General features: G+C 53.8%; 8 protein-coding genes. 1 reads left to right on the forward strand and 7 read right to left on the reverse strand.

The features are described from left to right. The first annotated feature begins 14 nt into the window (after positions 1-14). Positions 15-1,976, forward strand: coding sequence for a sulfatase-like hydrolase/transferase (locus tag WJU16_RS25280; RefSeq protein ID WP_341836135.1), 1,962 nt, complete (start codon positions 15-17; stop codon positions 1,974-1,976). 109 nt (positions 1,977-2,085) lie between these two features. Here WJU16_RS25280 and WJU16_RS25285 read toward each other — a convergent pair whose 3' ends face one another. From WJU16_RS25285 to WJU16_RS25310, 7 genes are all read right to left on the reverse strand, one after another. After that, positions 2,086-2,652 carry a collagen-like protein gene (locus WJU16_RS25285; protein ID WP_341836136.1) on the reverse strand — a complete coding sequence of 189 codons (567 nt, stop codon included), beginning with the start codon at positions 2,650-2,652 and terminating at the stop codon, positions 2,086-2,088. Positions 2,653-3,305: 653 nt separating this feature from the next. After that, a complete protein-coding gene (locus WJU16_RS25290) occupies positions 3,306-4,586 on the reverse strand; it encodes an efflux RND transporter periplasmic adaptor subunit (protein ID WP_341836137.1) in 1,281 nt (426 codons plus the stop codon). A gap of 16 nt (positions 4,587-4,602) precedes the next feature. Then, on the reverse strand, positions 4,603-8,877 hold the full coding sequence (locus tag WJU16_RS25295) for a CusA/CzcA family heavy metal efflux RND transporter (RefSeq protein WP_404980252.1): 4,275 nt from the start codon (positions 8,875-8,877) through the stop codon (positions 4,603-4,605). 267 nt (positions 8,878-9,144) lie between these two features. Beyond that, the gene (locus WJU16_RS26220) at positions 9,145-9,474 is read right to left on the reverse strand and encodes a DUF6660 family protein (protein ID WP_404980253.1); all 330 of its coding nucleotides are present in this window, start codon (positions 9,472-9,474) and stop codon (positions 9,145-9,147) included. Positions 9,475-9,655: 181 nt separating this feature from the next. Then, positions 9,656-11,638 carry a glycosyl hydrolase gene (locus WJU16_RS25300; RefSeq protein WP_341836139.1) on the reverse strand — a complete coding sequence of 661 codons (1,983 nt, stop codon included), beginning with the start codon at positions 11,636-11,638 and terminating at the stop codon, positions 9,656-9,658. Next, entirely contained in the window at positions 11,530-13,365 is a 1,836-nt protein-coding gene (locus WJU16_RS25305; RefSeq protein WP_341836140.1) for a glycosyltransferase family 2 protein, read from the reverse strand. Before WJU16_RS25305 ends, WJU16_RS25300 begins: the two co-directional genes overlap by 109 nt. Continuing rightward, positions 13,362-14,483, reverse strand: coding sequence for a glycoside hydrolase family 2 TIM barrel-domain containing protein (locus tag WJU16_RS25310; protein WP_341836141.1), 1,122 nt, complete (start codon positions 14,481-14,483; stop codon positions 13,362-13,364). Before WJU16_RS25310 ends, WJU16_RS25305 begins: the two co-directional genes overlap by 4 nt. Positions 14,484-14,487 lie beyond the last annotated feature (4 nt).

Here is a 14,487-nt window from a genome sequence, read left to right on the forward strand (position 1 = left end):
TAAACAATACTGACATGTTCACTCTTCGCAATAAAAACTATCGGCCCCTGGCTGGATTTGCGGCCATGTTCCTGGCATTTTCCACCGGACTGCGGCTGGTATTACTGATCATCTCTTTCAAAAATGCGGATCTGACCATCCTTGCCTTCTTGCGTATCTTTGGTTTCGGGTTGCTGTTCGACATAGGTGTAGCGTCCTTTTTCCTGCTGCCATATGGGATGTACCTGCTGATTTTGCCTCCGCGCTGGAGCGGTAGCCTGCTCAACCGTATCGTTACGCCGGTGTTCTTTTTCTTAGGCACACTGATACTGATGTTTTCCTTCTTCGCCGAGTTCACTTTCTGGCTTGAATTTGAAAGCCGCTTCAATTTCATCGCCGTAGATTACCTGGTTTACACTTACGAAGTGGTCCGGAACATTAACGAATCTTATCCGCTGCCAGTCCTCATCAGTTGCATGGTGGCTGTAACGGGCATTATCACCTGGGCATTCGCCTATTCAGGGATATTCCGTTCCGCATATTTCGGTGTTACGCCTTTTAGTAAACGGGCGGGATTTTTTATCGGATTATTGTCCGTCGCTGGTATCTATGCTACTTTTATCGGGAACGGGCTGCCGGAGCGCGGGCGTAATCGTTACCAGGATGAACTGGCCAAAGCTGGAATCTACTCTTTCTTTTCCGCTTTCAGGAACAACGAGCTGAATTTCGACCACTTCTACTATTTGATGGATGATAAGGAAGCCTTCGCTACTATCCGGGACGCCCTGCAGGAGCCAAACAGCCAATTCCTGCGGGACGGGGCATCCATTTGGCGGCGTATCCGGAACAAAGGGCCGGAAATGCACCCCAACGTGATTCTCGTTACGATTGAAAGCCTGAGCGCTGACTTCCTGGCCCGTTTTGGGAACAGGCAGCACCTAACGCCAGTATTGGATTCATTAGCGAGGGAAAATGTTGTGTTCGACAGTATGTACGCTACAGGTACACGGACGGTCCGCGGGATGGAAGCACTATCTCTCGCTGTTCCTCCCACACCAGGCAGCAGCATCGTGCGCCGCCCGGGAAACGCGAATCTCTCGACCGTAGGTGCCCTTTTCCGCTCCAAGGGATACACGACCAGTTTCCTTTACGGAGGAGATGGATTCTTTGACAACATGAATGCATTTTTCGGCAACAACGGGTATAATATCATCGACAAGGGCAGGAATTTGGTATTGGGCGACAGATTCAATGCTTCGCGGACACAAATTCCAGATAGCCTGATTCACTTCAGCAATGCGTGGGGTATTTGTGACGAGGATCTCTATGCGGCCGTGATTCGTGACGCCGGAGAGCAATATCGGCGTGGCAAGCCCTTCTTCGACTTCGTCATGACAACCTCAAATCACCGCCCGTTCACGTATCCCGATGGTAAAGTTGGCTATCCTTCGGGATCCGGACGTGAGGGGGCCGTCCAGTACACAGATTACGCGATCGGTCAATTTTTGGAAGCCGCCCGGAAAGAACCCTGGTTTTCAAATACTGTCTTTGTTTTTGTGGCAGACCATTGCGCCAGCAGTGCTGGAAAGAACGAGATCGATGTCGCGAAATATCACATTCCTGCCATCATCTGTAATCTTCCGAACATGCATCCAGATTCCATTCAGCAACGATGTTCCCAGATCGACCTGTTTCCTACATTATTTGGCCTGCTGTCCTGGAACTACAACAGCAATCTGTATGGCCTGGACGTGCGGCAGCCGGGATACCATCCCCGCATTCTGCTAGGAACGTATCAAAAGCTGGCTTACATGGAAAATGACAGCATGATCATTCTGTCTCCGCAGCGGCGTGTTGAAACGATGCGTTATTCAACGGTGAACGATAGCCAGTCACCAATACCGGCTGATGATAGGATCGTCCATAAAGCGACTGCATACTATCAAACTGCATACAGATTATTCAAGAATGGAGGATTGAGAGAAGGTCGTCAGTGAGCGAAGTCCGGTTGCCGTATGCGGTTGCGAAGTCCATAAAAAATTGCAAGCCCAAAAGCGCAGGCCATCCGACCTGCACTTTTCGGATTAATACCCGGATCAGCGACGGTTAATCTTTAAGCCCCAAATAAGCTTTAACCGCGCTATAATCGCTCCAGTTAACATCGGAGCCGGCGTGGCGGGCAGCCGTACCACCGGGTACAATCATATACCGGTGTTGAAGATACTTTTTACCGTTGGCAGTGTAGGTACTGGGATCCACGTTGGCATCTATTGTCAGTTCGCCGGCGCTTGCCACAAACCGGATGACAAGCCCGCTCTGCTCCACATAAGGCAACGGTGCGATTACGGGGTCTGAGGCGTCATTTAAGTTGATGTATACTTTTACATCAGCGGTGGCCAGCAGCTGGGCGGTCAGTTTTGGTGCAGGGATAATGGCGTAAAAGCCAATCGTATCAACGGTGCCGCCGGAGGTATGAATGGTGTCTGCTTCATACATGACATCCAGCCAATCGGAGTAAATGATGCCGTTAGTGCCAGGCGTACCGGGATCACCTTTGTCACCTTTTTCGCCGGCAGTACCGGCTGGCCCGGCATCACCATCCTTGCCGCAGGCGCTCACCAGGAAAACAGCGGATACTAATAATATCAGCATCGGTAATTGGGATAATTTCATCTTGTTGTGGTTTTTAAAATGCTAAACAAAATAGGTAATTCCCCTTTCTAATTAACAACGATTTTCACCTCCTTCCACCCTGAAAATCACTTTTTATCCTGCGTATGCTCCCGGAAACCGCTATGGATGCCGCCGGTATTAAAATAGCGATACGAAAATAAACCCAGACATATTAATAGGCGCCACTTGAAAGGTTTACGCACAAATTACCCGCGCTGGGGAGTGCCGCTATGCGGGAAAACAGAACATTTTACCGCCTTTTTAAGTATAACACCAAAGTCGTCTCGGACAACATTAAAACCTATTCGCCGAAAAAAAGCCTGAATCAATACTTTTCTTTCCGAAAGAGGTAACCCAGCTGCGGCTTCGGCCGGAAATTGCCTGTCATCCCTCGTCGGACTCCATCCAGCTCCATCTGCTAAATTGGTTGGCGGATGAAATCAATTATCAGAAGGATCATGCGGCCTTAAGCTGTGCCGGCTCCACCGGGGGAAAGGTTTCAAGGTGAAAATCGGCTGTACGGTAGCCGAAATCCGATTTTTCCTGAAAACGTTTTGTGATACTGGCGTCGTGCTGAGCAATAAAAATTTAATCCCATAGCGTTCCATCCCGCATTTCCCGACAGAAGTGTAACGGATCAAAGAGGGCACGTACTAATGCTGGTGCCCGCCGGTGTTCGTCTGTTTGGCCAGTATAAAGAAGGCCCCCTTCACCACCACCTGCGCGCCTGCTGGAATCTCCTTCAGCGGGGTGACTTCCGTATATCCCACGTCCGTTGTGCCTTTGGCCACCGGGATCCGCTCGAACGTCAGGCCGCTGGCCGGCGCCGCTTTTTCCGGCTCTTTATGGTCATGCGGCTCCGCGGCGTCGTGATCATGCTCTTCACCGCCTTCGTCGTGGTGGTCATGCGCGGCATGCGCATCGGTAACGATGAAGATGTAATCCTGGCCCTGATGGCTGACCAGCGCTTCCGTGGGCACGGTGGGAACAACGGCTTTTTCAAGGCTGATGAGAGCGGTAATGCCCATGCCGTCGATCAGGCCCGTTTTATCCCCTTTTACCATCGCGTGGACGCTGACGGCCTTGCTTTCGCCTTCGAATGAGGACCCCAGCGAGAAAATTTCCGCGTCGTATTCTTTACCGGGATTGTTCGTCAGCGTGAAGTGGATGAGCTGGCCCTTCCGGAGCCTGGGCAAATCCTTCTCAAAAACGAACAAATCCAGGTGCAGCTGGCTGTTGTCGACCACTTCCGCCACCGTCGTATTCACATCCACCGCGCTGCCAAGGTTTACGGAAATATTGCTGACAACGCCATTAATTGGGCTGCGCAGACTGATCACCGAAACCAGCTTGCCGGTGGATAGGTTGTCGGTATTAATACCCATCAGCCCGATCTGTTCTTTCAGCGCGGCACGGCGTGTCCGGAGTTCGGATAACGAGGATTCGGCGGCCTGGAGGTTTTTCAAAGCCCCGGCGTTTCCGCTCGTCAGTTCCTGCTGACGGGTCAGCTCCTGCTGCGCGAGTTGAATTTTGGGCTGGATGGCCAGGAACTCTTCCTGCAACATCAAAAATTGCGGATTGGCAATTGTGGCGATCACCTGCCCCTTCGTTACCGTATTCCCCGTCTGCACCAGCAGCGATCTGATTACCCCGCTGTAAATGGAATGGATGGTAGCCCTGTTCTGATTTGGTACTTTCAGCACGCCATTCGCTTTCAGGGAAGCGGTCAGCTGTTTCCGCTCAATGTTACCCAGCCGGACGCCGATACTTTTCATTTGTTCGTTGGTGAGGGAAGCCGTGTTTTCACTTTCATGTTCGTGTTCATGCGCTTCGCCCCCACTTTCGGCTGGACGCTCCTGTCCGCCTTTGCCTGCACATGAAATGAGGGTAGCTGATAAGGAAAAATAAACCAGGAAAATCAATATTCTGTTCATCTGAATCGGATTGATATTATTGATGGATGAAATAGTTATAGTTAATGACAGACTGATTGTAGGTATTCAGGTTGTCGAGGTAATTGCGCTGGATGTCGATGGCCTGGGAAAGGAATTGTGATAATTCCGCGAAACTGATTTCACCGGCGCGGTAAGCCAGCGTGGCGGCTTTCAGGATCTCATTGGCCTGGCTTAAACCGGTAGTTTCATAAAACTTCAGCATGCTGGCGTTCTTCTCCACTTCTTTCCACGCATTGGCGCGCTGCGTATTGAAGACCTGCAGATTGTATGCGAATTGCTTCTCCCGGACACTGGTTTCCGCCCTGGCCACCCGCACCTTATTTTTATAGGAACCGGCGCCCAGCAGCGGAAACGACGCCGTAACGGAGAATCCCGTAAATGGATCATTCAAACCATACAGCCGCTGGCTGAAGAACCTGCCGGAAAACTCCGGCATATTTTCATTCCGCGCCACGGCTACGCCCGCTTGCGCAATGGACACGTTCTGGCGTTCAAGCTGTATAACGGGATGCAGGCTGTCGGCCAGCCACTGCGGGACCGGAAGCTTCTCCAGCGGCTCATCAACCGGCAGGGTGCTTTCTTCCGTATTCAACACCTGGCGAAGGAGCGCCTGTTGCATCTGGATATCCTTATCCGCCTGCGCGATTTGCGCTTCCAGTTCCTTCAGCCGCACCATAGCGGCGATGCTGTCGAGGCCTGGACTGTCGCCGGTTTTGACTTTTAATCGGGCCGCATCCGAGAGCGACCTGTAAATGCTGTCGAGCCGCTGGAAAAGAGCGCGTTTGTCTTGCAGAAACCATAACTGATAATATATGCTACGGACTTCCCGCTTCACGTCGGCATCAATTACTGCGGCATTCACCTGCGCATATTTCAGTTGTTCGCCGTACAATTTTTTCTGGGACGAATAGAGCCCGGGCCATGCGACGCCCTGGGAAACGCCGATTTTGAGGATGCCGGTTTTATCACTGGGGCGGTAGTCTTCATTCTCAGCAAATATTCCTGTTTTGGGCAGCAGGCTGGCGGTTCTGACCTGCGCTTTCCCTTTGCCGATCATTTCCTGACCTACTGCGTATTGCAGGTTCCCTTTGGCTGCTTGCATGACTTCCTGGATGGTAGCGCGTTTACCGGGCGCTTCCTGCGCGCGGGCGCTCACGCTCGTCAGGGAAACGGCAGTGAACAGTAGGATCATGGTGGCGGAAGGCTTCAGTTTCATGCCGCCGCCTTTCCCGGAAAACAGGATGTAGATCAGGGGCAATACCACCAATGTCAGGAATGTGGCGGATACGAGCCCGCCGATGACAACGGTGGCCAGCGGTTTCTGCACTTCCGCCCCGGCGCCGGTGGACAGAGCCATGGGGATAAAGCCGAAAGAAGCCACGGTAGCTGTCATCAACACCGGCCGCAGCCTGATTTTGGTGCCTTCGAGCACCCGGGCGATTACGTCGTTCATACCTTCTTTTTCGAGTTGATTGAATGTGCTGATCAGCACGATGCCGTTCAATACCGCCACGCCAAAAAGCGCGATGAACCCAACGCCGGCGGAGATGCTGAAGGGCATGCCCCGCAACAGCAGCGCCAACACCCCGCCGATGGCGCTCATGGGAATGGCGGTGAATATGAGGGCCGCTTCCTTAAACGATCGGAAAGTAAAATAGAGCAGCATGAAAATCAGCGCCAGCGATACCGGTACGGCAATGCGCAGCCTGGCCGAGGCTTCCTGCAGATTTTCGAAGGTGCCGCCGTAGGTCAGGTAGTAGCCAGTGGGCAGCAGCCTGGTCGCGGAGAGCTTTTCCTGTATCTCTTTCACCACGCTTTCCACATCCCGGTCGCGCACATTGAAACCCACCACGACCCTGCGTTTCCCTTCTTCCCGGCTGATCTGCGCGGGACCTTCCTTAACCGCCACGGTAGCGATCTGGTCGAGGGGAATCTGGTTGCCGTCGGGCAACGCGATATAGAGATTGCTGACATCTTCGATAGAACTGCGGTGGGCGCTGTCCAGCCGTACTACCAGGTCGAATTTCCTTTCATTCTCAAAAACCACGCTGGCGGCTTTTCCGGCGAAAGCGGTGCTGACGGTCGTGTTGATATCGGAAATGTTCAATCCGTACCCCGCGATTTTGGCGCGGTCGTAAGCGATGGTAATCTGCGGGAGTCCGGTTGTGCGTTCTATTTGCGGCGCAGTGGCGCCTTTGACGCCCTGCACTACCGCCGCCACTTTGGGCGCGAGCATGGCGAGCGTGTCGATGTTTTCACCGAATATTTTGATGGCTACGTCCTGGCGAACGCCTGTCATCAGTTCGTTGAACCGCATCTGGATGGGTTGGGACGCTTCGAAGAAAACGCCGGGGATCACTTCCAGCTTCTCCAGCATGCGTTCCGCCAGCTCGGCGTAGCTTTCATCGGAATCCCATTCTTTTTGCGGTTTGAGGGTGATGATCAGGTCGGAAGCTTCCGGCGGCATGGGGTCTGTTGGCACTTCCGCCGTGCCGGTTTTGCCTACCACCATTTTTACCTCCGGGAACGATTTGATGATCCGGCTCGCTTGCATGGAAGTTTCGATGCTTTGCGACAAGGAAGAACCCTGCGGAAGAATGCAATGGAATGCGTAATCCCCTTCCTGGAGCTGCGGGATGAACTCCCCTCCCATCCTGCTGAAAATCAAAAACGCAACCGCCATAAAAAACATGGCGATGCCGACAACAAGATATTTGAATTTAATGGCGGCGCGAAGCAGCGGCGCATATTGGCGTTGGAAGAAGTCCATCATCCTGTCTGCGAAAGTCCTTTTACCGGGGAATTGCTTCGGGAGTATCAAAGCCGACATCATGGGGATGTAAGTCAGGGAAAGAATGAGCGCGCCCAGGATGGCGAAGCCCACCGTTTGCGCCATGGGGCGGAACATCTTGCCTTCGATGCCCACCAGCGACAAAATGGGAATGTAAACGATCAGGATGATGATTTCGCCGAATGCGGCGCTATTCCGGATTTTGGATGCGGAGAGGAAAACTTCTTCATCCATTTCCGCCTGCGTCATCCTCACCTGCGATTTCCGTAAACCGAGATGGTGCATCGTAGCCTCCACGATGATCACGGCTCCATCCACGATCAGCCCGAAATCAATGGCGCCAAGGCTCATGAGGTTGGCACTCACGCCGAAGAGGTTCATCATCCCCAGCGCAAACAACATGGACAATGGGATGGCGGACGCGACGATCAGTCCGGCGCGCATGTTGCCAAGGAAAACCACCAACACGAAAATCACGATGAGTGCGCCTTCTATCAGATTGGTTTTTACGGTATTGATCGCGCGGTCCACAAGCCCTGTGCGGTCGGCATACGCTTCGATCTCGATGTCTTCTGGCAGGGAAGCCTTGATGGTTTCCATCTTTTCCTTTACCCGTGCCACCACTTCGGCGCTGTTGGCGCCTTTAAGCATCATCACGATACCGCCGACGGCTTCTTTGTCGCCGTTATAGGTAAGCGCTCCGTAACGCACCGCGCTGCCGAGGCGCACCTCCGCCACGTTCTTTACCAGTACAGGAATGCCGTTAACGTTCTTAACGACGATATTGCCGATGTCTTCCAGGTTGGTCACGAGCCCGATCCCGCGGATGAAATAAGCGTTCGGTTTTTTGTCGATGTAAGCACCGCCGGTGTTTTCGTTGTTGGTTTGGAGTGCGGTGAAAATTTCCGGGATGCTGACATTCAGCGCTTTGAGGCGCGCGGGATTCACCGCCACTTCATATTGCTTCACCAATCCGCCGAAGCTGTTCACTTCTGCGATCCCGGGCGTGCCGTAAAGCTGGCGGGCTACGATCCAGTCCTGCATGGTACGCAGGTCCATCGCGGAATATTTTTCCTCGCTTCCTTTTTTGGGGTGGATGATGTACTGGTAGATTTCGCCCAGGCCGGTGCTTACTGGCGCCAGTTCCGGTGTACCCATGCCGCGGGGGATTTTTTCTTCCGCCTCTTTCAGTTTTTCGTTGATTAGCTGTCGTGCGAAATAAATATCGATATCGTCATGAAAAACGACGGTGATGACAGATAAACCGAACCGGGAAATAGACCGCATTTCTTCCAGGTTGGGAAGGTTGGCCAGGCTTTGCTCGATGGGATAAGTGATCAGCTGTTCCACTTCCTGGGATGCAAGCGTGGGCGCGCGGGTGATGATCTGGACCTGGTTGTTGGTGATGTCAGGGACTGCGTCGATGGGCAACCGGCCGGCGCTCCATATGCCCCAGGCCACCAGCGCCAGCGTCATCATTCCAATAATCAGTTTATTCTTTATGGAAAAACTAATGATTCTGCTTAGCATGTATGTACGAATGGTTAGTTATGATAGATGTAGCAACAGCACACCGTTCCGCCAGTGCCGGTATCATCGGAGCTGCCGATTGGAAACTTTACTTCCCGTAAGACACACTGTTTCCTGCATTCCATACCGGAAAAGGGCATGACATGGAATTACGCCCGCCTCATTTTCGGGTGCGGAAATGATCAATTAAGAAAACGGCAGCTGGAACGGCTGAGATTAAGCCAGTTGGGGAGGTTGGAATATCGGGAAGGATTGCTCCGGATAAGATTGGCTATGATAGCAATTGTAAGCAGATAGTGCACCAGGTACGGAAAGATCGACACTAACATGTTGGTGCACGAATGTTACGACAGAACAGCAGGAACAAACGCAAAGCGGTGAACAGCCATCGCTATGATGGCTATGATGGTTGTCAGCTTCTTCCTGCACGGTGCTGTACTGATCATGCGCATCTGCACCGCCGTTCATGCCTAAACCCTGGTCTGCACAAGGGATACAGCTCAGGATAAGCATCACGAAAGATAATATGACGGCAACATATCGCATGTTCACAAAACTATCGAATTCCGGATGAATTAAACACCGGTATACATAGGAAAATTAATGAAGGCGTGTTGCATTTATGTGTGCATCGGATTGATTATCAATTTATTGTTGTATGTTTTCACAGGGAAGATTATCCTGATGATGAACCTGGTATTGCAGACATGTTGCAGTAGCCGGCATTTCAAAAAAGCGGCGTATGCAACGAACTGAAATCCGTTGACACGCTGCCGTCTTTCGCAGCTTCCAGGTACAGCCAATAATGCATGGGCTGTTCGGGAACCCTGAGCGTGAGGGACCAACCCTCTCCTACCTGCTGTATGCGGAAAGGATTGCCGTAACCATCTGTCTGAACAAGATACCATTCAAACCGTAACCGGTCCGTATCAGGAACGGTAAAACGCCAGCCGTTGCCGGTGCTGACAAGCGCATTGTACGTCAGCTGGCTTCCGGGAAGTGTAGTGCGGGAAGGCCGGAGGATTTTTACTTTAGGTAAAGGCGCCTGCGCGGGCGAATGGCTCCATAGTCCGGTGAGCAGGTGCAGGTCTTTCTTGTATCGCCCCTGCAGGTCGGTGAGGCCGTCGAACGATACGAAGTTGCGGTTTTCCAGGTCCTGCCAGTTCGTGAGGAATGCCGGCGTTGGCGGCAATTTGGCAAATGCGGAGACGGGCATCCTGTTGATGAAACAGGGAAAGTTGCCGGCCAGCAGACGTGAAAGCCCGCTGGTATCGCCGGTGGCTTCCACGCCGAAAGCATCTATAGCAGGGAGTTGCAGCCGGAGCCAGGGCATGCTTTCCGGAAGCCCGGGATACATATGCAAATCGGTCGTCACCACCCTGGAAGGGTCCGCCGCCTTGATCGCCGCCGCGAGGCCTTCCAGCCATTGAAGGTATCGTTGCTGCTGGTAAAGCAACGCCGGCTTGAAATGGTATTGCGACAGTTCCTGCCAGGCATTATTCCCCAGGTGCCACGCCGTGATAACGGTATCGCTCCGCCGCCCGGCCACGGTGCGGAGAATGCTTGCCTGCATCCGCGTAAGCGACGAACTGTCTTTATCCATATCCGTTACATCCGGCAGCCAGAATCCGTAATGTACGCGGATGCCGTGACTACCCGCTTCCGCGAGTACGTTGCGATCGTAAACGCCGGGCCCATACCGGCGGATGGTGTTTACGCCCAACTGCTGCATCTGCTGCATGTCGCTGGCCGTTTCCCGGCGGGTGAGCACATGCCGGTTCCCGAACCATTCTTCTCCTTTCTGGTAAAGCAACCCGCGGATACTGTCCGGCAGCAGGTGGTGTACGGCGGTAGAGGATGTTGTGATTTGGGAAATGGATGCGATGGCGGCCACCGGACCATGGAGCCGAGGATAATTGTTCAGCGCCGTCAGCACTGGCATGGGTTGTCGGATCGTCCAGTCGATGTACCTTGAAGAATCTCCCGGAGGTACATTGGTATCATGTGCGGTATTGAAAAATACCTGGGCATGGATTTCAGGAAAAAGCAGACTGATGTCGCGGAATGCATCGCTGAGCCAGCGCGACTGATTGCCGGCATCCGCCGCTGAGCCCATTTCCGCCACCATCACCGGCAATCCCGAGCGGAAGAGGGGCAGGCGGTGGAAAGGCGCATACAATTTCTCGAAGGCATACCATTCGTTGCCGCCATGCGCCGGCCCGTAGTTGAGGATGGTAACGCCCAGCCAGTCCACATACGCTTTGCCGGGAAACCAGGTTTCGGCGTTGGATGCCTTCCACGGGTTCCATACCCAGATCGCATTGATGGCGCCACGCCGCTGGAAAAGTGTGTGTACATATTGCCACGCCGCTTTGAATTCGTCGGGAGTATTACCGCCGGAGGGCGACCAGGGATATGCGGGATTATCCGCTTCATGCGCAAACCGGAGGAACAAGGGCCGGTTCAATGCTTTTACCTGGTCCGCGAACCGTTCAAGGTAACTATCGAAAATGCCGGTTGGGATGAGTGACAGTACTTTCTGCTCCTGGCCCAGCCCGTCGATGCTGTGGCCGAATCGCGACCGCCAGGGTTCCCAGGTGATCATGGGCACGGATCCGTCGTTGTAAACCGCCGCCAGGGTATCGGGAAGCAAGTGCTCCGGGCCATTGCCCCACGCGATGTACATCGATGTAATCTGCATGCGCGGCATGCCCTTGCCCGAAGGGTTATAAACGCCTGTATAGAAGATGTTATGCCGGGGGGCGGTGAAATGTTTGTAACGCCCTGCTGCCCGGTTGTTAGCCACCAACTCAGCACGATAGCTGCCAGCAACAAAGGCAGCCCGAGTTTGCGGATACCGCTGTACAAGTGGATATGACGGAACACCCAAAACTGTTTTTTCAATAATAATGGATAGATCAGCAGCGTTTTTACCCAATCGTAACGGTCAGGAATTTTCCTTAGCTGCAGGCTGGCGATGATATTGAATACCATGATCAGGCAGTTGATGCCCGCGATCGCCGCCATAAAAAGCGTGTAAGGATTCCAGTCAGCTTGCAACCCATATACGATCGCCGCCATCGATATCACCAGCACAAAAATATTGGGGATATTCAGCCGCCAGTCGTCGGGCCCGGAATCGTCTTTCGGCGTGGGAAGGTACGGCACTTTTTTCCGGGCGATGGTATAGACGAATCCCAGCAGGTATATCCACCAGGTACCGATGAACAGCAGGCCGCCGACCACATGGAAGCCGCGCTCATTTTCTTCCATCACCCAGCGTTGCACGTAATGACGGATCAGCACAACCGACGCGATGGCGGGTAGCGCCAGCAGTGAAAACTCCACCAGGTCCGCCCGGAAAGGAATATAACCCGTCACCAGCGAAACTACCGGCACGATGAAGTTGATGAGAAATACGATGCCGGCCAGATAATGCAGCGGGATGGTGCCATAGTGCAGCCGTTGCAGCCAGGTGAACTGACGGAACAATTTCGGATAGGCGGTCACCAGCAATTCAAACGTACCCCTCGCCCATTTCAGCTGCTGGGCATAATACGCGGAAAGCGTGTTGGGTACCAGCCCGCGAGTCAACACTACCGGCACGTAGCGCGATTTCCATCCTTTGGCGTGCAGTTGCATGGCGGTGTGCATGTCTTCGGCCAGGCCGCTGGCATGCCCGCCGATGGAATCCAGCGCGGCCCTGCGGAAGGTACAGTTGGCGCCGATGGCCAGCACCGTGCCGTAGCTGTTCATGGTGCACATGATCGGACCGTAAAACTGGAACGTTTGCTGGGCTGCTCCTTTGGCGATAAGGCTGTCGCCCAGGTTGCTGTATGCCTGCACGATCTGCACGAAACCGATTTCCGGATCGTTGAAGTGATGCACCACGGCGTCGAGGAAGCCGGGAGCGGGCACATGATCAGGGTCCAGCACCACACAAAGCTCTCCGGTGGCGTATTGCAGGGCGTTATTGATGTTCCCGGCCTTCGCGTCTTTACGGCTGGTGCGGGTTACGTGCCGCACGCCGAGTCGCGCGCAAACTTCTTTGAGGTAGGGGTCGTTCGCTTCGTCGCAGAGCCAGGCAGTATGTGGATATTTCATGGCCCTGATGGCAGTGAGGGTTTCCTCGATCATCTGGTAGGGCTCGCCGGGAAAATAAGTGGTGAGCACGTCAACTGTAAACGGATGTTGCGGCTGCGCAGCGGCAGGGATGCGGATAGCGGCATAATGGTACCATTCATGCAGAACGGCGAGGCAGTTGAATGTGATGGCGGCCATCAAAACCCAATACATCGGGGCGTAACCTATCTGCGTTCGTTTGAACAATACGACAAGCAGCACTCCCATGCTGAGGGTCCCCAGCAAGATCATGAGCCTGAGCGTAAACAGTTCCCGCCGCGACGGCGGAGTTACCGGTTCCAGTTTTTCCTTCATGGCGCGATTACGTAAAACGGTGTATTGGCGGATGCAAAATTGCCATATGCATCATAAGCGGTTACGAATAAACGGTACGGCCCCTCCCGCGAAGGCGCCCTGAATCTCGCCACGTTACCTTCCTGCGAAAGCAGCAGACTGTCGAGCACCGGCGGTTTCAGAGGATTCACGTAGCTGCGGTAACGGACGAACCAGTCTTCCGGCAGCAGTTCCCACTCGATCCGGAGCGAGCCGGCGCCGGGGCTTTCCAACAGCAGCGACGCGGAATGTTCGGTGCCCGGACTGAGCAATATATTATCCCTGGCGCCCTTGTCGTCGAGCAGCATGTACCGGAGCCTGGGGGCTTTATGTGCGGGCCACTGTCCGGTCCAGATGTACTGCATCGTTTGCGCTGCGGGGGAAGTGTTGCCATGCGGGGAAAACATGCCGAACCAGGTGTGCGTAACCTCCTGCTTTTGCCCCCAGTAGAACACGCAGGCGCCCAGGAAGCGGGGATCGTTGACGGGCATGTAATCCGTGTAGCGTTGTAAATATTGTTCGGCTTTTTTATTGCTCGTGTTTTCGATGGGCGCACCCCACGCGGTGGTCTCGCTTTCCCAGGGGCCGTTGATGCCCCACTCCGTAATGAGAAAAGGCCCGTCCCAAAACCAGGAAAATTTCTTCAGGTTGGTGCGCAGGTCTTTTATTTCCCCGAAGATATTCAGGGAGATAAGGTCCAGCTCCGGCACTTTCCAACGGAGATTATATATATTCCGCCTGTTGAAATTGATGAGCGCGGTGGTAACGGGATGGTCGGGATCCAGCGTATGGATCATGTCCAGCAGGTGGTTGTACGCTTTGTAAAACGGGCGGAAGCGGGGACTGTAAGGGAAATCCACTTCGTTGCCCAGGCACCACATGAGCAGTGCGGGATGATTTTTATGGCGCTCCACCACCCGGCCGAATGCCTGGCTCATGGCCGATATGGCGGCAGTATCCCGGTAGAAATCGAGGTGCCCGCTGACGGGTATCGCAAATCCGCAGATGACGGCAATGCCAGCCGCTTGTGCTTCGTCGAGCAGCTTCCCGAGCCCGGCGGTGTCCCAGGTACGGATAGTATTGCCGCCGGCGGCTTTCAATACT

This window comes from Chitinophaga pollutisoli (assembly GCF_038396755.1).
GTDB lineage: Bacteria > Bacteroidota > Bacteroidia > Chitinophagales > Chitinophagaceae > Chitinophaga > Chitinophaga pollutisoli.

Bases quoted from the DNA above. Each gene is read 5' to 3' on its own strand.
- WJU16_RS25280 (WP_341836135.1), top strand. From the start codon at position 15: ATGTTCACTCTTCGCAATAAAAACTATCGGCCCCTGGCTGGATTTGCG.
- WJU16_RS25285 (WP_341836136.1), bottom strand. From the start codon at position 2,652: ATGAAATTATCCCAATTACCGATGCTGATATTATTAGTATCCGCTGTT.
- WJU16_RS25290 (WP_341836137.1), bottom strand. From the start codon at position 4,586: ATGAACAGAATATTGATTTTCCTGGTTTATTTTTCCTTATCAGCTACC.
- WJU16_RS25295 (WP_404980252.1), bottom strand. From the start codon at position 8,877: ATGATGACGCTGGCGCTGGTGGCCTGGGGCATATGGAGCGCCGGCCGG.
- WJU16_RS26220 (WP_404980253.1), bottom strand. From the start codon at position 9,474: ATGCGATATGTTGCCGTCATATTATCTTTCGTGATGCTTATCCTGAGC.
- WJU16_RS25300 (WP_341836139.1), bottom strand. From the start codon at position 11,638: ATGCCGCGCATGCAGATTACATCGATGTACATCGCGTGGGGCAATGGC.
- WJU16_RS25305 (WP_341836140.1), bottom strand. From the start codon at position 13,365: ATGAAGGAAAAACTGGAACCGGTAACTCCGCCGTCGCGGCGGGAACTG.